The sequence below is a fragment of the Mesorhizobium sp. WSM3864 genome, assembly GCF_002294955.1.
Classification (GTDB): domain Bacteria; phylum Pseudomonadota; class Alphaproteobacteria; order Rhizobiales; family Rhizobiaceae; genus Mesorhizobium.
Window position 1 is genome coordinate 42,602 of record NZ_NSGD01000022.1, and the last position, 20,405, is coordinate 63,006.

18 protein-coding genes are annotated in these 20,405 nt (G+C 64.8%); 17 read left to right on the forward strand and 1 reads right to left on the reverse strand.

The genetic code is table 11. From position 1 onward, the window contains the following. Positions 1 to 10: 10 nt before the first annotated feature. From CK215_RS26910 to CK215_RS26970, 13 genes are all read left to right on the forward strand, one after another. Positions 11 to 466 carry an RpiB/LacA/LacB family sugar-phosphate isomerase gene (locus CK215_RS26910; RefSeq protein WP_067327218.1) on the forward strand — a complete coding sequence of 152 codons (456 nt, stop codon included), beginning with the start codon at positions 11 to 13 and terminating at the stop codon, positions 464 to 466. 110 nt (positions 467 to 576) lie between these two features. Beyond that, positions 577 to 1,584: a dihydroxyacetone kinase subunit DhaK gene (locus tag CK215_RS26915; RefSeq protein WP_095832723.1), complete on the forward strand. Its 1,008-nt coding sequence runs from the start codon at positions 577 to 579 to the stop codon at positions 1,582 to 1,584. 4 nt (positions 1,585 to 1,588) lie between these two features. Then, positions 1,589 to 2,197: a dihydroxyacetone kinase subunit DhaL gene (dhaL, locus tag CK215_RS26920; RefSeq protein WP_067325515.1), complete on the forward strand. Its 609-nt coding sequence runs from the start codon at positions 1,589 to 1,591 to the stop codon at positions 2,195 to 2,197. A gap of 408 nt (positions 2,198 to 2,605) precedes the next feature. Further along, positions 2,606 to 3,628, forward strand: a complete 1,023-nt coding sequence (locus CK215_RS26925; RefSeq protein ID WP_067325517.1) for an ABC transporter substrate-binding protein — start codon at positions 2,606 to 2,608, stop codon at positions 3,626 to 3,628. Positions 3,629 to 3,701: 73 nt separating this feature from the next. Continuing rightward, positions 3,702 to 6,185: an ATP-binding cassette domain-containing protein gene (locus CK215_RS26930; protein ID WP_095832724.1), complete on the forward strand. Its 2,484-nt coding sequence runs from the start codon at positions 3,702 to 3,704 to the stop codon at positions 6,183 to 6,185. Beyond that, positions 6,182 to 7,222, forward strand: a complete 1,041-nt coding sequence (locus CK215_RS26935; protein WP_095832725.1) for an ABC transporter permease — start codon at positions 6,182 to 6,184, stop codon at positions 7,220 to 7,222. Before CK215_RS26930 ends, CK215_RS26935 begins: the two co-directional genes overlap by 4 nt. Before the next feature lie 109 nt (positions 7,223 to 7,331). Beyond that, positions 7,332 to 8,159 carry a phosphogluconate dehydrogenase C-terminal domain-containing protein gene (locus tag CK215_RS26940; RefSeq protein ID WP_067325526.1) on the forward strand — a complete coding sequence of 276 codons (828 nt, stop codon included), beginning with the start codon at positions 7,332 to 7,334 and terminating at the stop codon, positions 8,157 to 8,159. A gap of 242 nt (positions 8,160 to 8,401) precedes the next feature. Further along, positions 8,402 to 9,343, forward strand: a complete 942-nt coding sequence (locus CK215_RS26945; RefSeq protein WP_067325557.1) for a D-ribose ABC transporter substrate-binding protein — start codon at positions 8,402 to 8,404, stop codon at positions 9,341 to 9,343. A gap of 81 nt (positions 9,344 to 9,424) precedes the next feature. Next, entirely contained in the window at positions 9,425 to 10,090 is a 666-nt protein-coding gene (locus CK215_RS26950; protein WP_067325529.1) for a DUF2291 family protein, read from the forward strand. Continuing rightward, positions 10,087 to 11,631, forward strand: a complete 1,545-nt coding sequence (locus CK215_RS26955; RefSeq protein ID WP_095832726.1) for a sugar ABC transporter ATP-binding protein — start codon at positions 10,087 to 10,089, stop codon at positions 11,629 to 11,631. The genes CK215_RS26950 and CK215_RS26955 overlap by 4 nt, the downstream gene beginning before the upstream one ends. Beyond that, positions 11,628 to 12,692: an ABC transporter permease gene (locus CK215_RS26960; protein WP_067325535.1), complete on the forward strand. Its 1,065-nt coding sequence runs from the start codon at positions 11,628 to 11,630 to the stop codon at positions 12,690 to 12,692. The genes CK215_RS26955 and CK215_RS26960 overlap by 4 nt, the downstream gene beginning before the upstream one ends. Positions 12,693 to 12,694: 2 nt before the next feature. After that, positions 12,695 to 13,729, forward strand: a complete 1,035-nt coding sequence (locus tag CK215_RS26965) for a Gfo/Idh/MocA family oxidoreductase (protein WP_067325539.1) — start codon at positions 12,695 to 12,697, stop codon at positions 13,727 to 13,729. Beyond that, positions 13,726 to 15,630 carry a hypothetical protein gene (locus CK215_RS26970; protein WP_095832727.1) on the forward strand — a complete coding sequence of 635 codons (1,905 nt, stop codon included), beginning with the start codon at positions 13,726 to 13,728 and terminating at the stop codon, positions 15,628 to 15,630. The genes CK215_RS26965 and CK215_RS26970 overlap by 4 nt, the downstream gene beginning before the upstream one ends. Positions 15,631 to 15,636: 6 nt before the next feature. Here the strand turns inward: CK215_RS26970 and CK215_RS26975 are convergent, their stop codons facing one another. Beyond that, positions 15,637 to 16,350: a transcriptional regulator NanR gene (locus CK215_RS26975; RefSeq protein ID WP_067325547.1), complete on the reverse strand. Its 714-nt coding sequence runs from the start codon at positions 16,348 to 16,350 to the stop codon at positions 15,637 to 15,639. Positions 16,351 to 16,534: 184 nt separating this feature from the next. Between CK215_RS26975 and oiaX the strand changes: the two genes are divergently transcribed. From oiaX to CK215_RS26995, 4 genes are all read left to right on the forward strand, one after another. After that, entirely contained in the window at positions 16,535 to 17,785 is a 1,251-nt protein-coding gene (oiaX, locus tag CK215_RS26980; protein ID WP_095832730.1) for a 3-oxo-isoapionate-4-phosphate decarboxylase OiaX, read from the forward strand. A gap of 2 nt (positions 17,786 to 17,787) precedes the next feature. Continuing rightward, on the forward strand, positions 17,788 to 19,119 hold the full coding sequence (locus CK215_RS26985) for a four-carbon acid sugar kinase family protein (RefSeq protein WP_095832728.1): 1,332 nt from the start codon (positions 17,788 to 17,790) through the stop codon (positions 19,117 to 19,119). Between the two features lie 64 nt (positions 19,120 to 19,183). Then, on the forward strand, positions 19,184 to 19,942 hold the full coding sequence (locus CK215_RS26990; RefSeq protein WP_170950411.1) for a triose-phosphate isomerase: 759 nt from the start codon (positions 19,184 to 19,186) through the stop codon (positions 19,940 to 19,942). 11 nt (positions 19,943 to 19,953) lie between these two features. After that, a partial coding sequence (locus CK215_RS26995; RefSeq protein ID WP_067327218.1) for an RpiB/LacA/LacB family sugar-phosphate isomerase occupies positions 19,954 to 20,405 on the forward strand: 452 nt, incomplete at its 3' end.

The window sequence follows — 20,405 nt, forward strand, 5'->3', positions numbered from 1 at the left end:
GGAGACGATCATGAAGCTCGCGGTAGCAGGCGACAGCGCTGGCGAAGGCCTGGCAAAAATCCTCGCCGATCACCTGAAGGATAGGCACGAGGTGTCCGAAGTGTCGCGCACCGAGGCCGGTCCCGACCCGTTCTACGCCAATCTGTCGGACCGGGTGGCGAGCGACCTGCTGGCCGGCAAATATGACCGCGCCATCCTGATCTGCGGCACCGGGATCGGCGTCTGCATCTCGGCCAACAAGGTGCCGGGCATTCGTGCGGCACTCACCCATGACACCTACTCGGCCGAGCGGGCCGCGCTGTCGAACAACGCCCAGATCATCACCATGGGCGCGCGGGTAATCGGGCCCGAGCTGGCGAAGTCGATCGCGGATGCCTTTCTGAAGGAGACGTTCGATCCAAAGGGGCGGTCGGCCGGCAATGTCGCCGCCATCGATCAGGTCGACGCCAAGTACAACGCGCGCTGACCTTTCGACACTTGCGCGTTGGCGGCCTCGGCTGGACCAGAAGAAGACCGTTTCCTCACAACCGCGAAACGCTCTAGTCTCTTGGCCGAGGGCGATGGAGGGAAATGCGAATGAGCGTGACGCAGAAGCTGATCAATGACGGCAATGCGGCGGTCGACGAAATGCTGGCCGGCATCATAGCTGCGCATCCCGACCATCTCTGGCGCCCCGAGAACGCTCCACGCGCGGTCATCGCCAGACATGGTCCGCGACCCGGTAAGGTGGCGCTGGTCATCGGCGGCGGCTCAGGCCATGAGCCGACCTTTCTGGGCTATGTCGGCAAGGGTCTGGCGGATGCCGCCGCGATCGGCAACGTCTTCGCCTCGCCCCCTCCCCAGCCGGCGGTCGACGCAGCGATGGCCGCGAGTGGCGACGCCGGTGTCCTGTTCATGTATGGCAACTATGCCGGCGACGTGATGAACTTCGACATGGCCGCCGAGCTGCTGGAGATGGAGGGCATTGAGGCGCGCACGGTGCTGACCACAGACGACATCGCGTCGGCGCCGCGCGACCAAAGGCAAAAGCGCCGCGGCGTGGGCGGCAACGTGTTCATCTTCAAGGCCGCGGGCGCGGCCGCCGACATGATGATGCCGCTGGACGAGGTGGAGCGGGTCGCCCGTCGCGCCAACGACCGCACCTTCACCATGGGCGTGGCTCTGTCGTCCTGTTCGCTGCCGCAGACACGAAAGCCAAGCTTCGATCTCCCTGTCGGCGAGATGGAGATCGGCATGGGCATCCATGGCGAGCCGGGCGTGCGGCGCGGGCCATTGCGTTCGGCCAACGATGTCGCCGATGAAATCATGGACGCCATCCTTGCGGAAATGAAGGCGCCGGCCGGCGATCGTGTCGCGGTGCTGGTCAACTCGCTCGGCGCGACGCCGCTAATGGAGCTCTACATCCTGAACGCCAGGATCGCGGAGCGCCTGAAGGCTGCCGGGCTGGTCGTCCATAAGACGCTTGTCGGCCCGTACTGCACGTCCCTCGACATGGCCGGCGCCTCGATTACCATTATGCATCTCGATGACGAATTGCAGCGCATGATTGACCATCCCTGTGACTGCGCCATGTTTCGGAGTTGAGCGAATGGAGTTTACGACGGGGGACTTGAAGGCCCTTTTCGACGCTTTCTCGGCGCGGATGGCGGCCGAGCGTGACAGGCTCTGCGCGCTTGATGGGGTCATCGGCGACGCAGACCACGGCATCGCCATGGAACAGGGCATGAAGGCCGCGGCCGATTCAGCCCAGGCCGCCGAGGGCACGCTGCAGGATGTGTTCAATGCCGCCGCCAAAGGTTTTCTCAACGCGGTCGGCGCCTCCTCCGGACCACTCTACGCGACCGCCCTGCTGCGCGCCGGTAAGGCTGCTGGTCCGCGGGCATCGATGCCGAGCGGCGAGTTGCGGGCCGTCATTGCGGCAATGCGCGACGGCATTGTCCAGCGCGGCAAGGCGGAACCTGGCCAGAAGACGATGCTCGATGCCTGGGCTCCCGCCGCTGACGTAGCGGTCAGCGGCCAGAAAACCGATGCCATAGCCGCTGCTGCCCGCCGAGGCGCGGAAGCGACACGCGACATGATCGCAACCGTCGGCCGCGCCGCGCGTCTCGGCGAACGCTCGCTGGGCCATCCGGATCCCGGCGCTGTCTCGGCGGCGATGCTGGTGGAGGAAATCTGCAACGCGATGAAGACCGCTTGAGCCGAGCCATGGCTTGCCGGTAGCCGGAACGGTCCAGGTGCCGAGCGCAAACGCCTCCTAGTGCCGATGGGGGTGCGGCGGACCGGGCGATCTCGCCGCGGAAGCTTGGCCGCTGAGGCGGCTCCGGCGATCTTCTGGATGAGCACGGTGCCGGCCCCGGGCAGGCCCTTCCTGAGCATCGGATCGACCGCGAAGCAGACGCGCCATACGCTTCGTCACCTCGGCTGAAGGCTGTTCTGGGCGCTTCGCGCCTGGTGCGACCGGTCGAGCTTGGCCTCTTCACATCGGATGGCTTCAATACTGGCTTGCCTATTTGGTATGCTGGTATAATGTGTACCTGACATAGCGTGATCATCTGGCGCTATGCTGAGGCTGCCAAGCCAGTCGTTTCGTTGGGAGGAGAATGACATGAGAATTTCGATTGTTGCGGCGCTCGCCGGCGTCGCACTGGCAAGTGCTGCTGCGCTGCCGGCAATGGCGTCTCCGGACGCGCCGGTCATCGCGCTGGCCAATGCCTATTACGGCAATACCTGGCGTCACCAGATGGTGGAGGCTTTCGAGGCATCGGCCAAGGAGGCCAAGGCCGCTGGACAGATCGCCGACTACATCGTCATGAACGGCGACGGCTCGGTCGCGCAGCAGAATAGCCAGATCGCCGAACTGATCCTAAAGAAGGTCGACGTGCTCGCCGTCGACGCCGCCTCGGAGACCGCGGTTAACGGTGTCATCGAAAAGGCCTGCAAGGCCGGCATCATCGTCATCTCTTTCGACTCGGTCGCTTCGGCGCCTTGCAACTACCAGCTCAATTTCGACTTCAAGGGTTACAAGGCTGCCCAGGCGGAAGCCGTGTTCAAGATGCTCGGCGGCAAGGGTAACGTCATCCAGGTGCGCGGCGTGAAGGGTTCGGCGCCCGACAACGACATGTTCAACGCGCAGCAGTCGGTGCTGGCGAAATACCCGGATATCAAGGTGGTCGCGACCGTCTACGGCCAGGCCACGGCCTCGGTGGCGCAAGCGGCGATCGCCAACGTGTTGCCCTCGCTGCCGCACGTCGACGCCGTGCTCGGCCAGGGCGGTAGCGACGATGTCGGCATCGCCCAGGCCTTCGTCCAGTATGGCGGCGACTACAAGGACAAGATGCCGGTCATCGAAGGCGGCGGCGGCACCGACTTCGTCAAATGGTGGGCCGAGGAGAATGCCAAGAACGGCTACCAGACCGTATCGATGAACACCACGCCCGGTATCGGCGGCGCCGCCTTCTGGCTCGGCCTGTCGCTGCTCAAGGGCGCCAAGGCGCCCAAGCTGATGATCATGCCGGTGGCGACGGTCGACGCCGGCAACCTGAAGGACTACGCCAAGATGCCGGGCGGCCAAATCATCAGCCCGAGCTATTCGCTGGATTGGGTCAAGCAGAACCTGCTCAGCAAGTAAGGCAACCAGTCCAGGGATCGGGCGTCGCCTACGGCCGCGCCCGATCCTCGCTTTGCGAAGAACCGGAGGACGAATGTCCCAGCTTGCCGTTGCCGCTCAGGACAGCGCCGCAACCGCGGTGCCTGCTGCGTCTGCCCGGCCAGCCGTCGTCGCGCTCAGCGGGATCACCAAGAGTTTCGGGCCGACGCTCGCCAACGCGGGGATCGATCTTTCGGTCGGCGCCGGCGACGTGATCGGGCTGGTCGGCGGCAACGGCGCCGGCAAATCGACGTTGATGCGCATCCTGTGCGGTGCAATGTGGCCGACGCTCGGCTCGATTTCCTTTGCCGGTGGAGAAATGGCTTTCGCCGATTACGACACCGGCGAAGCGCAGCGGCGTGGTATCCGCATGGTGCACCAGGAGCTGTCGCTCTGCGCCAACCTGTCCGTCGCCGAGAACTTTTTCCTGGAAACACCGGGCGATTCCGCAAGCCGGCCGGGCTGGCGCGCGCTCTACCGCGCCCGTGCCCGCGCGGCGCTGGATGCCGTCTTTCCCGGCAACGGCATCGACGCCGACGCCGAGGTCGGCCACCTCACCATCGCCGAACGGCAGATGGTGGAGATCGCGCGCGCTGCGGCGACGCCGGGCGTCAACCTGATCGTGCTCGACGAGCCGACATCCTCGCTTGATCTCGACCGATCGAAGCAGCTCAGGGCCTTCATTCGCGAGCGGGCGAAAGCCGGGCTCGCCTTCATCTTCATCAGTCACAAGCTGCAGGAAATCATCGACATCGCCACCGAAGTCGTGGTGCTGCGCAACGGCCGCACCGCTTGGCAGGGCCATGCCGCGGACGCTTCGATCGGCAAGCTGGTGCAATTGATGGGCGGCAATGCCGACCCGGTCCACCAGCACGCCGTCGCGGGCGCATCCTCCCAGGACGTGCTGGTGCGGCTCTCCGGGCCGCTGACAGCCGAGCTCGGCCATGGCATCGACATCGTGCGCGGCGAGATCGTCGGGCTTGCCGGTCTCGAAGGCAGCGGGCAAAAGGAATTGCTGCACGCGATCTTCAAGCCCGACCGAAAGCAGCATGCGGGCGTCTCCAGGGGGGCGGAGGCAGGCTTCATCGCCGGCGACCGGCAGAAGGAAGGCGTGTTCCCGCTGTGGAGCGTGCTCGGCAACATCAGCATCGGCGCGCTTGCCCGCCGCCCGGCGCTAGCTGTCGTTTCCGACCGAGCCAACCGAGACACCGCTTCACGTGCGGCAAGCCGCCTGCGGCTGGACGAGAAGCGCTTTCAGTCCAGCATCACCGAGCTCAGCGGCGGCAACCAGCAGAAGGCGTTGGTGGCGCGGGCACTGGTCGCCGACACGCCGGTCATCCTGCTCGACGATCCGACGCGCGGCGTCGACATCGCCACCAAGCAGGATTTCTACCGGCTCGGCAACGAGGTCGCGCGCGGCGGCCGCGCGCTGATCTGGCACACGACCGAAGACGCCGAGCTGCTCGCCTGCGACCGCGTGCTGGTCTTTTCCGGCGGGCGGATCGTCAAGGAACTGGCAGGCGAGGCGATCACCGAGCAGGCGATCGTCGGCGCCTCCTTCGAGCAATCGGCGGACCGGCAGGCGAGCGCCGCGAAGGACCGGACCGCTATGGCGAGGCTCGGGCGCCGGCTGGTCAATTCGGCGCCGTTCATCGGGCTTGCCGCCGTGCTCGCCATCATGATCGCGATCAATCCCGCGGTCGCCTCGGCTTTCGGGCTCGACCTTTTGTTGATGCCGGCGCTGTCGCTGGTGCTGGTGACGGCAGCGCAGATGTTCATCGTCGGCGGCAGCGAGATCGACCTCGGCGTCGGCGCCTTCGCAGGCCTGGTTAGCGTGCTCTGCGCGACGCTGCTCTACGACCAGCCCTGGCTCGGCGCGCTGGCGCTGGTGGCAGCGCTTTCCGCCTATGCGGGGCTTGGCGGCATCATCCAGGCGCGCAAAATCCCGGCGATCGTCGTCACGCTCGGCGCGTCCTTCATCTGGGTCGGCATCGGCTATGCTCTGCAGCCGACGCCGGGTGGTGCCAGTCCCGAGTGGCTGTCGACGCTGTTCGGCTGGTCGATCGGATTTATGCCGACGTCGATCATCTTGATCGCCGCTGTGGCTCTGATCGTGCTCGTCATCGACCGGCTGCCGCTCGGCGTGGTGTTGCGTGGCTTCGGCAACAATCCGGCGGCGATGATCCGCTCGGGATGGTCGCCGACGCGCTACGCGCTGGTGCGCTATCTAATCGCCGGCTTGTTTGCAGGCGCCGCGGGCCTGTCGCTGACGGCCATCAACACGGCGAGCGACATCAATTCCGGCAATTCCTATACCTTGCTCAGCGTTGCCGCCGTGGTGATGGGCGGCTGCTCGCTGCTCGGCGGCACCATCTCGCCGATCGGCGCCGTCGCCGGTGCGGTGACGCTGTCGCTCATCGGCGCGCTGCTCGGCACGGTCAGCGTCAGCAGCGACTACAACGCCGCCACGCAAGGGTTGATCCTGATCGCGCTGCTGACGTTGCGCAGCCTGACCGCCGACCGCAGGAGCGAGCCATGAGCGCATTCGCCGGCTTCGGCATCTGGGCGCAACGGAACCGTTGGATCTGGTCGGCGATCGGCGTGCTTATTTTGTGGCTGGTGCTGTCCGTCGTCACCAACCGGTTCAGCCTGTCCAGCCTGTCCGGCGTCATTCTGTCGGCATCCTTCCTGACGGTCGTCGGCATCGGCCAGATGTTCGTGGTGACGACCGGGCGCGGCAATATCGATCTGTCGGTCGCCTCCGTGATCACGCTCAGTGCCTTCGTCGCGCTGCTGACCATCAAGGGCCAGGACGCCAACCTTGCCATCGGCGTGCTCGCCGCCATCCTGCTCGGCCTTGCGGTCGGGGCGCTCAATTCGCTGCTCGTTGTCGGTCTCGGCATTCCGGCCATCATCGCGACGTTGGCGACCGGCTATGTGTTGGCGACGGCGACGCTGCTGTCGAACAAGGCGATACCGGGCTTCGCCGTCAGCCCGGCACTGAAGGAACTGGCGACCGGGCGCATTTCGGGCGTGCCGATCATGGCGATCATCGCCATCCTCGGCGTAGCGGCGACTGCCTTCGTGCTGCGCTACACCGTCTTCGGGCAATTGCTCTCGGCGGTCGGCCAGAACCGCGCCGCGGCACGGCTCGCCGGCATCCGCAACGGGCGCGTGATCGCGTCGGCCTTCATCATCTCGTCGGTGCTGGCTTCGCTAGACGGGCTGCTGCTCGGCGCCTATATCGGCGGCGCATTCCTCGAAATGGGCCAGCCCTATCTCCTGCAGTCGATCGCCGCCGTGGTGCTTGGCGGAACGCTGATCTTCGGCGGCTCGGCGACCGCGCTCGGCACACTTTTCGCCAGCATCCTGCTCGTCCTCATCGTCACCACCATGCAGATCATCGGCCTTCCTCCGGGCGCGCAGGACATCGTGCAGGGCGTTGTCGTCATCTTCGTTCTGGCGCTGGCCGGACGTCAGGCGCAGGCGCGGCGCGCGTTTGTCGAAATTGCAGACGGCGACGATGATGCAACGGCCGACGCGGAAGCGAGCGCGGCAACGGCCCACCCGAAGTGAGGGAGCGACAAATCAGCGATTTCTCTTGCCAATTTGGTAGAGTGATTATACCAGTATACAATGTGACGATCTGCATTGGCCGTCGTCTAGAACATCAGGAGCAGGTTAGATGACAACGATTGCGCTGTTCGGTGCGGGCGGCAAAATGGGCTACCGGCTGTCGACCAATTTTCGCGCTTCCCCCTATGCGATCCGTCACGTCGAGATCAGCGAGGCGGGCAAGGAGCGGCTGAAAAGCGGTCTTGGCATCGACACGCTCAGCGTTGACGAGGCGCTCGCGGGCGCCGAAGTCGTGATCCTGGCGGTTCCCGACACGCATATCGGCAAGGTCGCAGCGAGCATCGAAAGCAAGCTGGCGCCGGGGACGATGGTGATCGTGCTCGACGCCGCGGCGCCTTTTGCCGGCCATCTGCCCAAGCGCCCCGACCTTACCTACTTCGTCACGCATCCCTGCCATCCGCCGATCTTCAACGACGAAACCGACATGGCGGCCAAGAAGGACTTCTTCGGCGGCGTCAAGGCCAAGCAGCATTTCGTCAGCGCCCTTATGCAGGGCCCGGAGGAGGACTATGCCAAGGGTGAGGAAATCGCCCGCATCATCTGGGCGCCGGTGATGCGCTCGCACCGCGTGACCGTCGAGCAGATGGCCCTGCTCGAACCTGGTCTTTCTGAGACTGTCTGCGCGTCGCTGCTCGTCGTCATGAAGGAAGCCCTCGATGAGGTTGTGGCGCGGGGCGTCGACCGGCAGGCGGCGCTCGACTTCCTGCTCGGCCACATGAACGTGCTCGGCGCCGTCATTTTCGGCGAAACCAAGGGCGTGTTCTCGGACGCCTGCAACAAGGCGATCGAATTCGGCAAGCCGGTGCTGATGCGTGACGATTGGAAGCGCGTCTTCGAGCCGGAGGAGATTGCCGCCAGCATCCAGCGTATCACGTGAGATCGCCGCTTATCATATACACATCACCTTAATTAGTGATTGACTCATCATACCAGTTAGCTTTAGCTGTTCAGGCTCGGATCGCTGGACGAGCGAAGGAGGATGGCGGGGAGCGACAGCCAGGCCCGCTTCGGGCGAAAGCAGCCAAAGGCTTTCAAAATCCGAGCGGCGCAGCCTGCACCGCCGGCGAATTCAGACAAATGGCCTCGGTCTCCGAGGCAGGTTTTCAATGGGAGGACTTCATGAAGCTTACTCGAAGAATGACGCTTGCGGCTTTCGCCGGCATGCTCGCACTCGGCACCGCGATGCCTGCTTATGCGGCGGACCTGATTGCCATCATCACGCCCTCGCACGACAATCCGTTCTTCAAGGCGGAAGCGGTGGGCGCCGAAGCCAAGGCCAAGGAGCTCGGCTACGACACCTTGGTGCTGGTGCATGATGACGACGCCAACAAGCAGTCGGAACTGATCGACACGGCGATCGGCCGCGGCGCCAAGGCCATCATCCTCGACAATGCCGGCGCCGACGCCACCGTCGCCGCCGTGCAGAAGGCCAAGGACGCCGGCGTTCCCTCGTTCCTGATCGACCGCGAGATCAACGCCACCGGTGTCGCCGTGGCGCAGATCGTCTCCAACAATTACCAGGGCGCCCAGCTTGGCGCGCAGGAATTCGTCAAGCTGATGGGCGAGAAGGGCAATTACGTCGAGCTGGTCGGCAAGGAATCCGACACCAATGCCGGCATCCGCTCCAAGGGCTATCACGACGTCATCGACGACTATCCGGACCTGAAGATGGTCGCGCAGCAGTCGGCCAATTGGAGCCAGACCGAAGCCTATTCCAAGATGGAATCGATCCTGCAGGCCAACCCCGACATCAAGGGCGTTATTTCGGGCAACGACACGATGGCGATGGGCGCCTACGCGGCATTGGCCGCCGCCGGCCGCAAGGATGTAATCGTCGTCGGCTTCGACGGCTCGAATGACGTGCGCGACTCCATCACCTCCGGCGGCATCAAGGCGACGGTGCTGCAGCCGGCCTACGCTCAGGCGCAGATGGCGGTCGAGCAGGCCAACGAGTACATCAAAAACAAGAAGTCGCCCGAGAAGGAAAAGCAGCTGATGGACTGCGTCCTCATCAACGGCGACAATGCTCCCAAGCTGGAGACCTTCGCGCTCAAGAACTGAGCCGGCGCGATGCACACTGCGAGGGGCGAACGCACGTTCGCCCCTCGCCTCCATTTCACTTTCCGGGTGCCCTTGATTGTCATGACCAAGCCGACTTGTCCGACCAGGCAGACTTGGCTGATCCTCGCGATAACCGCCGGCATCGGCCTCAGCGCCTGCAAGATCCTGCCGACACAGTCGGCGCAGGGCGGCGACAGCGCCAACAGCTCGGCCTTCAATCCGGATAGAATGGTCGAGGAAATCTGGGCCTCGAAGGTCATCCCCTACCTGCAGCAGAAGGCTGGACCGTTCGCCGAGGTCCATGCGCTAGCGAAGACCGATCCCGCCGCTGCCGGCGCAAAGTACGGCAATCCTAAGAAGCAGGCGAATTCGCCATGGACCTTCGCGGTGCGCGTCGAAGGCAAGATCGTTGCCGCCAACACGCAGTCGCGCGCGGCCACCGTCGACGTCGACGTCGACGGCGACGGCAAGGCGGATGCGCGGGTGCAGATCGGGCCGGCCATGCGTGGAACCGCCATTCGCGACAGCCTGGATTTCGTGCAGTTCAACGACTTCACCAACCAGATCGACTTCGCCCAGTTCGGCAAGGCCTTCAATGCCTATGCCGGCAAGACGGTGCTGTCCAAGCTGCCGCGTGACGGGCTGGAGGGCCGGACCGCGAAGGTGCTCGGCGCCTACACCATCGAGGGCGGCCAGGACCTGCCGCTGGTGACACCGGCGGAGGCCGAGATCGGGCCGAAGCCATGAGCCCCGCGCCCGGTCACGACGTCATCTTGAAGCTGGAGGACATCTCCAAGGTCTATGCCGGCACGGTGGCGGTCAAGCACGCGAATTTCGAGGTGCGCAAAGGCGCGGTCAACGTGCTGGTCGGAGAGAACGGTGCCGGCAAGTCGACGCTGATGAAGATCATCGCCGGCGTCGAAAGGCCGACCGCCGGCCGCATCCTGCTCGACGGCAACGAAGTTTCGTTCTCGTCCTCCGGCGACGCCGTCAGCCGCGGCATCGGCATGGTGTTCCAGGAGCTCAACCTGTTCGGCAATCTGTCGGTCGCCGAAAACATCTTTGCCACGCGTGAGCTGACCAACGCCCTCCGCAAGATCGACCACAGGGAGCAGGAACGGCGGGCCGCCGAATTCCTCGAACAGCTCGAAGCCGGCATAAGGCCAGACATGCTGGTCGAGGATTTGCGCATCGGCCAGCAGCAGCTGGTCGAGATCGCGAAGGCGGTCTCGCTCGACGCGCGCATCCTGATCATGGACGAGCCGACCTCGGCTCTGAGCGCGGCGGAAGTCGAGATCCTGTTCAACGTGATCGCCGACCTCAAGGCGCGTGGCGTCGCCATCGTATACATCTCGCACCGGCTGGAAGAACTGATCCGCATCGGCGATTACATCACCGTGCTGCGCGACGGCCGCATCACCGGCCAGGAGGAGATGAAGAACGTTGATACACAGTGGATCGTACGGCAGATGATCGGCTCGGACGCCAAGGATTTCGCCAAGGCCGACGGCCATCAACCGGGCGAAGAAATATTCCGCGCCGAGGAGATCTGCCTGCCGCGCGTCACCGGCGGACTTGCGGTCGACCATGTGTCGCTCTCCTTACGCGCCGGCGAGATCCTCGGCATCTACGGCTTGATGGGCGCCGGACGCAGCGAGTTGTTCGACTGCATCATGGGCCGCCACGGCCAGGCGAGCGGCAGGATCTTCATCGACGGACACCAGGTCAAGGAGCGCGACACGACGCGACGCATCCAGCGTGGTCTGGCGTTGATCCCGGAAGACCGCCAGCGCGAGGGCCTCGTGTCGATCCTCTCCGTCGCCAGCAACCTGACGATGGCCAGCCTGTCGCGCTTCGTCAGCCTGTTCCATATCCGCGGCGGCGCCGAGCGGCAGGCGGTCACGCAGATGGTTCGCGAGCTGGCGATCAAGGTCGCCGATCCGGCGCAGGAAGTGTCGTCGCTGTCGGGCGGCAACCAACAGAAGGTGGTGATCGGCAAGGCGCTGCTCACCGGGCCGAAAGTGCTTTTGATGGACGAGCCCAGCCGCGGCATCGATGTCGGCGCCAAGGCCGACGTCTTCCGCACCATGCGCAAGCTGTCGCGCGATGGGCTGGGCATCCTCTTTGCCACCTCCGACCTCGACGAGGTGATGGCGCTGTCTGACCGGATCGCGGTGATGAGCAACGGAAAATTGACGGGCATGTTCGATCGCGCCGAGGCGACGGAGGCGGCCATCGTCGCCGCTTCGGCGCTTGGCCACGGACCCGTGCATGGAGACTCCCGATGACCGACATTCCAGCCAAGGCTGCCGCGCCATCCGCATCCAGCGGTTCCGTGCTGCTGACGCTGATGAAGCTCCGCACCTTCATCGCGCTGATTGCGGTGCTGGTGTTCTTCTCGATCGCGGCGCCGAATTTCCTCTCGGCCGCCAATCTGATCCTGATGGCCAAGCATGTGGCCCTCAACGCCTTCCTGGCCATGGGGATGACTTTCGTCATCATCACCGGCGGCATCGACCTGTCGGTCGGCTCGATCGTCGGCCTGTGCGGCATGGTCGCCGGCTATCTGGTGCTCAACGGCATCGATCTGCAGATCGGCTATACCGTCTATTTCAACGTCGTCGAGATTGCCTTCATCACGCTGGCGGTCGGCATACTGATCGGCGCCGTCAACGGCTTGCTGATCACCAGGCTGAACGTCGCGCCTTTCATCGCCACGCTCGGCACGCTCTATGTCGCGCGCGGCTTTGCGCTTTTGTCGTCGGACGGCCGCACATTCCCCAACCTCGTCGGCAAACCTGAGCTCGGCACCACCGGTTTCGGCTATCTCGGCGCCGGCAAGCTGCTCGGCCTGCCGGTCTCGATCTGGATCCTGGTCGTGGTGGCGCTGGGCGCGGCCTATCTCGCGCGTTACACGCCGCTCGGCCGCCATATCTTCGCGGTCGGCGGCAACGAGCGCGCGGCGCGGATCTCGGGCGTGCGCGTCAACATGGTGAAGATGTTCGTCTACATGTTCTCCGGCTTCTGCGCGGCGATAGTCGGCCTCATCATCTCGTCGGAGCTGATGGCGTCGCATCCGGCGACGGGCGAGAGCTTCGAGTTGAATGCAATTGCTGCCGCCGTGCTCGGCGGCACGTCGATGTCGGGCGGCCGCGGCACGATTGGCGGTACCATCGTCGGCGCCTTCGTCATCGGCATCCTCTCCGACGGGCTGGTGATGATGGGGGTGAGCTCATTCTGGCAGATGGTGATCAAGGGCCTCGTCATCATCGTCGCGGTCGTCGTCGACCAGGCGCAGCGTCGTCTGCAGAGTCGCGTGACGTTGATGCAGATGGCGAAGGTGGGCTGACCATGGCGGCATTGCGCGGAGCGCTGATCGGCTGCGGCTTCTTCGCCGTCAACCAGATGCATGGCTGGCGCGACATCGATGGCGCTTCGATCGTCGCCATCTGCGACCGCGATCCGGAGCGGCTCAGGATCGTCGGCGACGAGTTTGGCATCGAGCGGCGTTACCGCGATGCGGTCGAAATGTTTGCCGCTGAGACGCTGGACTTCGTCGACATCGCCACCACCGTCGGCAGCCATCGACCACTGGTCGAGATCGCCGCTGCCAACCGTGTCCCGGTGATCTGCCAGAAGCCGTTCGCGCCAACGCTTGCCGACGCCAAGGTCATGGTGAAGGCCTGCGCCGACGCCGGCGTGCCGCTGATGGTGCACGAGAACTTCCGCTGGCAGTCGCCGATCCAGGCAGTCCGCGCCCTGCTCGACAGCGGTGAGATCGGCAGGCCCTTCTTCGGCCGCATCTCGTTCCGCTCGGCCTATGACGTGTTTTCCGGCCAGCCCTACCTTGCGACAGGCAAGCGCTTCATCATCGAGGATCTCGGCATCCATATCCTGGACATCGCGCGCTTCCTTCTCGGCGATGTTTCGAGCCTCACCGCGCGCACCACGCGCGTCAACCCCAACATCGCCGGCGAGGACGTGGCAACGATGCTGATGGATCATGAGGGCGGCGCAACCTCCGTGGTCGATTGCAGCTACGCGACGAAGCTTGCCGCCGACCCGTTCCCCGAAACCCTGATCGAGATCGACGGCAGCGACGGCACGATCCGGCTGGCACAGGGCTACCAACTGACGGTCGCCGGCAAGAGCGGCACCACAGTGCGCGACGTGTCACCGCCACTGCTTTCCTGGGCTTCGCGGCCATGGCACAACATCCAGGAAAGCGTCGTGGCGATACAGAAGCATTGGGTGGACTGCCTGGCCACCGCCAAGGAACCGGCGACATCCGGCGCCGACAACCTCAAGACATTCGCGCTGGTCGAGGCTGCCTATGCCGGTGCCGCCAGCCGGCAGCCCGTGCGGATCGACGACCTGCTCAAATGACCGCGCATCCCTTCCTCCTCTACGGTACGCATGCGGTCGAAGCCGAACCGGTCCGGCTGAGCGCAGGCCCGCTCAGGGCCGATTTCCTCAACGGCAATCTGCGTGGAATCCGGTACGGCGGCATCGAGGTGCTGCGCGCGATCGCCTATATCGTTCGCGACCGCGACTGGGGCACCTATGAGCCGACGCTGGAAGGCCTTGTCATCGAACAGAGCGATGAGAGCTTCTCGGTGCGCTACTCGGCAAATTGCGAGGGTCCGGGTGGAAGCCGGCTCGGCTTTGACGCCAAGATCGAGGGCTACGCCGATGGCCGTCTCAGCTTTGACGTCAAAGCGCTGCCCGAAAGCGATTTCGAGACCAATCGTTGCGGCTTCTGCATTTTGCATCCGATCGCCAGCCTTGCCGGCAGTTCGGTCAAGGTCGAGCACACGGACGGCCGCGTGGTGGACACGAAGCTGCCGCTGCTGATCGACCCCTGGCAGCCGTTCAAGGATATGCGCGCCATCACCCATCAGGTCGCCCCCAGCGTTACCGCCGAGTGCCGGATGGAAGGCGACATTTTCGAAATGGAAGACCAGCGCAACTGGTCCGACGCTTCCTACAAGACGTATGTGCGGCCGCTGGCTCTGCCATGGCCCTATGTGCTGCCGGCGGGACAGACCAATCGGCAGACGATCACCCTGCGTATAACTGCCGACCCCAAGGTGACTGCCGCGGCGACCGGCGTTGAGCCGGTCCGCATCGAACTTGGCGAGACCGGCGCGAAACTGCCCGATATCGGCGTCGTCATCTATCCGGAAGATGTCGAGGCGGGTTTGGGCAAACTGCCGCTGCTCAATAAGCTTGGCCCGCAGCAGCTTCTCCTTCACTACGATCCGACCCGCGGCCATGGCCTGGAGGCCTTGCAGGCTCATGCCAGGCTCGCCTTCGCCTTCCCTGTCAAGACGACGCTCGAATGCGTGGTCGCCTGCGCGGGCGATCTCGACATGGAACTGTCCGGCGTCGCGGAGATGGTGCGCCGGGCAGGTTTGCGGCTCGATGCCATCGCGGTCTCACCTTCGGTCGACCGGCAGTCGACACCGCCCGGCAGCGTCTGGCCGGCCTGCCCGCCACTCGAGAATGTCTATGCCGCGGCACGCCGCGCCTTCCCCGGCATCCGGCTCGGCGGCGGCATGTTCAGCTATTTCACCGAACTCAACCGCAAGCGCGTTCCGGCCGAGCTGCTGGATTTCGTCAGCCATTGCACCTGTCCGATCGTGCATGCGGCCGACGATCTCAGCGTCATGCAATCGCTGGAGGCGCTGCCATTCATCACGCAGTCGACGCGGGCGATCTATCGCGCAATGCCTTATCGCATCGGACCCTCGACCATTGCCATGCGACAGAACCCCTATGGCGGCGCGACCAAGGGCAATTTGCACGGCCAGCGCATCGCCATGGCAAATCGCGATCCGCGCCATGCCGGACTGTTCGCGGCCGCCTGGTCGATCGGCTATGCCGCGCGCGTGGCGCCGGCCGGGCTTGAGATGCTGACGCTCTCCAGCTTCACGGGGCCATTCGGCGTGCTGGCGGCCGCCGACGAACCCGCTGAGGAAGGAAGGCCCCGACCGATCTTCCACGCGGTGCAAGGCCTCGCCGCGCTGGCCGGCAATACACTTATCGCCCTACGCGTCAGCGATGATCGCATAGCGGCACTGGCGGCCTGCTCGCCGGCCGGCGCCACCACGGCCTGGCTGGCAAACCTCACACCGGAGGATGTGGTGGTCGACACCTCGGCGCTAGCCGGCGAAGCGGCAGGTCCGATTACGATTTGGGACGGAGTGGGCGCGCGCAGGCTTGACCGGGGCGAAGCCCTGAGACGCCTGACAATGCCAGCCTATGCCATCGCCGGGATCGGCTGAACGAAGCTATTTCTCGGAGCTCATCACGTAGAGGGCGCGCGAGCGCTCGAGATGCTTGATCATCGCCTTCTCGGCGCGTTCGGCGTCCTTCTTCTCGATCCAGCCGATGATCTCCTCGTGCTCGGTCAGCGTGAACTTTTCCTTGCCGGTCCAGATCAGCATCTCAGTGTGATATTCCTTCAGCCAGCCGAGCATCGCCTCGCTGACCGCGACATAGATCGGATTGCCGGAAATCGCCGCGATCTGGGTGTGGAACCGCATGTCGGCGGAGATGAACGCCTCGGCATCGCCGCGCGCTGCGCGCTGCTCGGCAACGGTTGCCTTCAGCCGCTGCACGTCCTCGGGGGTCGCCTTCTCGGCCGCTTCCTTGACCATGCCGCGCTCGAAGAAGATACGCGCGCTCTTCAGGTGCTCGAGCGTGTCCTTCGAAGACGACAGGATGATCTTGGCGGCGCCATCGACCTGCTTGATGATGGACTTGGCTGTCAGCTGAAGCACCTTGGCGCGTTCGCCATGCGAGATGGCGACGAGACCCATGTTGCTCAGCGCCTGCATTGCCTCGCGGATCGCCGGCCGGCCGACCTCGAAGCGCTCCATCAGCTCGCGCTCGGACGGCATATCGTCGCCCGGCTGCAATTCGCCGCTGGTGATCAGGCGCTTCAGCCTGACGAAGACTTCGTCGGAAAGCTTGCGCCGGACGATCGGTTCCGAACGGTTCATCGCCGCGAATCACTCCCTTGACCCAGTCTCAATCTAGCACCGCGGCCGCAATTTCCGGAATGCCCGTTGCCGTACCGCGAGGCGCTCCGCCGGCAGGAATTGCTTGCAATGCTTATGTACTCATTATACCAGATTTCTAGCGCGAGGAATTCTTTTCCTGCCTTTCCAATTGAGTATGGCGGCCATGATCACCCTCACCTACCGGATCGAGACCTCGGGAAGTATCGAGGCGCTGGCGGCCAAGATCGCCAGCGACCAGTCGACCGGCACCTTCGTCGCGCTGCCTGGCGAGACGGAGGAGCTGAAGGCGCGCGTCGCGGCCCGCGTGCTGTCGATCCGGCCTTTGCCCGACGCAGCGCACCCTTCGATACCCGAGGCCGGCAAAGGTCCCTTCAAGCGCGCCGATGTCGACATTGCCTTTCCTTTCGATGCGATCGGCACCGATCTCGCGGCGCTGATGACGATTGCGATCGGCGGCACCTATTCGATCCGGGGCCTGTCGGGAATCCGCATCGTCGACATGAAGCTGCCTGAGGAATTCAGGGGCGCGCATCCCGGCCCGCAATTCGGTGTCGCCGGCAGCCGCCGGCTGACCGGCGTTGAAGGCCGCCCGATCATCGGCACCATCGTCAAGCCGGCGCTGGGCCTTCGACCACATGAGACGGCCGAGATGGTGGGCGAACTGATCGAGGCCGGCGTCGACTTCATCAAGGACGACGAGAAGCTGATGAGCCCGGCCTATTCGCCGCTGTCGGAGCGGGTCAAGGCGATCATGCCGCTGATCCTCGACCACGAGCAGAAGGCCGGAAAAAAAGTGATGTATGCCTTCGGCATCTCGCACGCCGATCCCGACGAGATGCTGCGCAACCACGATCTTGTGCTCGAAGCCGGCGGCAATTGCGCGGTCATCAACATCAACTCCATCGGCTTTGGCGGCATGGCTTACCTCAGGAAGCGCTCGGGCCTGGTGCTGCACGCGCATCGCAACGGCTGGGATATCCTTACCCGCCATCCCGGCCTCGGCATGGATTTCAAGGTCTGGCAGCAATTTTGGCGGCTGCTCGGCGTCGACCAGTTCCAGATCAACGGCATCGCCTCGAAATACTGGGAACCGGACGAGTCTTTCATCCGCTCCTTCGAGGCGGTGACGACGCCGCTGTTCTCGCCTGACGATTGCGCCCTGCCGGTGGCCGGCTCCGGCCAATGGGGCGGACAGGCGCCCGAGACTTATGAGCGCACGGGGCGCACAGTCGATCTCCTCTATCTGTGCGGCGGCGGCATCGTCAGCCATCCCGACGGGCCGGGCGCCGGCGTACGCGCCGTGCAGCAGGCCTGGCAGGCAGCGGTCGAGGGCATCCCGCTCCGGGAATTCGCGAGGAGCCATGTCGAGCTGGCACGCTCGATCGAGAAATTTGCCGACGGCAAGGCGGAGTGAGCATGCAGAACCTGCTCCTCAGCTATTATGGCGACGACCTCACCGGCTCGACCGACGTGATGGAAGCGCTGGAACTCGGCGGTGTGCCGACCGTGCTTTTCATGCGCAAGCCGGATGCCGGACTAATGGCGCGCTTCGCGCATTGCCGCGCCGTCGGCCTTGCGGGCACCAGCCGCAGCGAGTCCGCGCAATGGATGGACACGCATCTTGAAGGGGCTTTCGCCTGGCTGAAGTCGCTTCAGGCCGAGATCTGCCATTACAAGGTCTGCTCGACCTTCGATTCCAGCCCGACGATCGGCAGCATCGGCCGGGCGATCGAGATCGGCCGCGCCGTGTTCGAACAAGCCTGCGTGCCGCTGGTGGTCGGCGCGCCGCAGCTCAAGCGCTACACCGCATTCGGCCATTTGTTCGCCGCCTATCGCGACAGATACTACCGTATCGACCGCCACCCGGTGATGAGCCGCCATCCGGCGACGCCGATGGATGAATCCGACTTGCTCGTGCATCTGTCACGACAGACAGACCTTCCTTCCGAGCTGCTGGACCTGGCGACGCTGCGCTCACCGGGCAGGTCCGCAATCTTCGACAGGCTGGTCGCCGACGCGGCAATACTGCTTATCGATGTCGACAGTCCCGAGAGCCAAGCGTTGGCCGGCAAGGAGATCTGGCGCGCCCGCAAGCCGGGCGGATATTTCGTCGTCGGTTCCTCCGGCATCGAATATGCGCTGCTCGCCGAATGGGCGGGAAAGACTGCCCCGGGCGCCGCGGCCGGTTTCGCGCCACCCGGAGCGGCCGACCGCATCGCCGTTGTCTCGGGCAGCTGCTCGCCAACAACGGAACGGCAGATCCGGCATGCGATGAGCGACGGCTTCGACGGCATCGAGGTCGACCCGGTCGAGCTTGTTTCGCATTCGTCGAGCGCGGCGATCGCGCGCGCGGCGGCGGCCGGCAAGGCCAGCCTCGATGCCGGCCGCAGCGTCATCCTCTACACGGCGCTTGGGCCCTCGGCCGATTGCGGCGCCGAGATCGATCGCCAGGAGGGCGCCCGCCACAAGCTCGGCCGCGGGCTCGGCGAACTGCTGCGTGCCTTGAGCGTGGGGCAGAAGCTGAAGCGCGTGATCATTGCCGGCGGCGACACCTCCAGCCACGCGCTCGGCCAGATGGGTGTCGATGCGCTGACGGTCAGGATGCCGCTGCCTGCATCGCCCGGCTCGCCGCTCTGCGTCGCCCATTCGAGCATCGCTGCGATCGACGGTCTGGAGGTGGCGCTGAAGGGCGGGCAGGTGGGGACCGATCGCTATTTCTCGGCCATCCGTGACGGTCTCGGAGGTTGATGGCGCCATGCCGCACTCACCCGCATTCAAATCGCTGTCGCCACGGGACTGACCAATGACACAGATGCCCCACGTCTGGATCGGCACGAGTTGGAAGATGAACAAGACGCTTGGCGAGGCGCGCGCCTTCGCCGGTGGCCTGCTTGCCGACCCGCAAGGCGATCCGCGCATCCAGCGCTTCGTCATCCCGCCCTTCACGGCGGCGCGAGAGGTCAAGGCGATGCTGAAGGATACGTCGGTCAAGGTCGGAGCCCAGAACATGCATTGGGCCGATGACGGCGCGTGGACGGGCGAGATTTCGCCGCTGATGCTGAAGGATTGTGACCTCGATATCGTCGAGCTCGGCCATTCCGAGCGCCGCGAGCACTTTGGCGAGACCGACGAAACCGTCGGCCTCAAGACCGAAGCCGCTGTGCGCCACGGCCTCATTCCGCTGATCTGCATCGGCGAGACGTTTGCCGAGCGCGAGGCCGGCCGCGCCCGCGACGTCCTCGACCGGCAGGTGCGCGGCGCTTTGTCGAAGCTTTCGGCTGCGCAGAAGGGCGCGCCGATCCTGTTCGCCTACGAGCCGGTCTGGGCCATCGGCGTCAACGGCATTCCGGCGACCTCGGACTATGCCGAGGCCCGCCAGGCGGAGATCACCGCGGCTGTTCAAGAGGTGCTCGGTCGCCGCGTCCCTTGCCTCTATGGCGGTTCGGTCAACCCCGACAATTGCGCCGAACTCATCGCATGCCCGCATATCGACGGGTTGTTCATCGGACGCGCCGCATGGGCTGTCGAGGGCTATCTCGACATCCTGTCCAGATGCGCCGCCAAACTCTGAAGGAGACGATCATGAAGCTCGCGGTAGCAGGCGACAGCGCTGGCGAAGGCCTGGCAAAAATCCTCGCCGATCACCTGAAGGATAGGCACGAGGTGTCCGAAGTGTCGCGCACCGAGGCCGGTCCCGACCCGTTCTACGCCAATCTGTCGGACCGGGTGGCGAGCGACCTGCTGGCCGGCAAATATGACCGCGCCATCCTGATCTGCGGCACCGGGATCGGCGTCTGCATCTCGGCCAACAAGGTGCCGGGCATTCGTGCGGCACTCACCCATGACACCTACTCGGCCGAGCGGGCCGCGCTGTCGAACAACGCCCAGATCATCACCATGGGCGCGCGGGTAATCGGGCCCGAGCTGGCGAAGTCGATCGCGGATGCCTTTCTGAAGGAGACGTTCGATCCAAAGGGGCGGTCGGCCGGCAATGTCGCCGCCATCGATCAGGTCGACGCCAAGTACAACGCGCG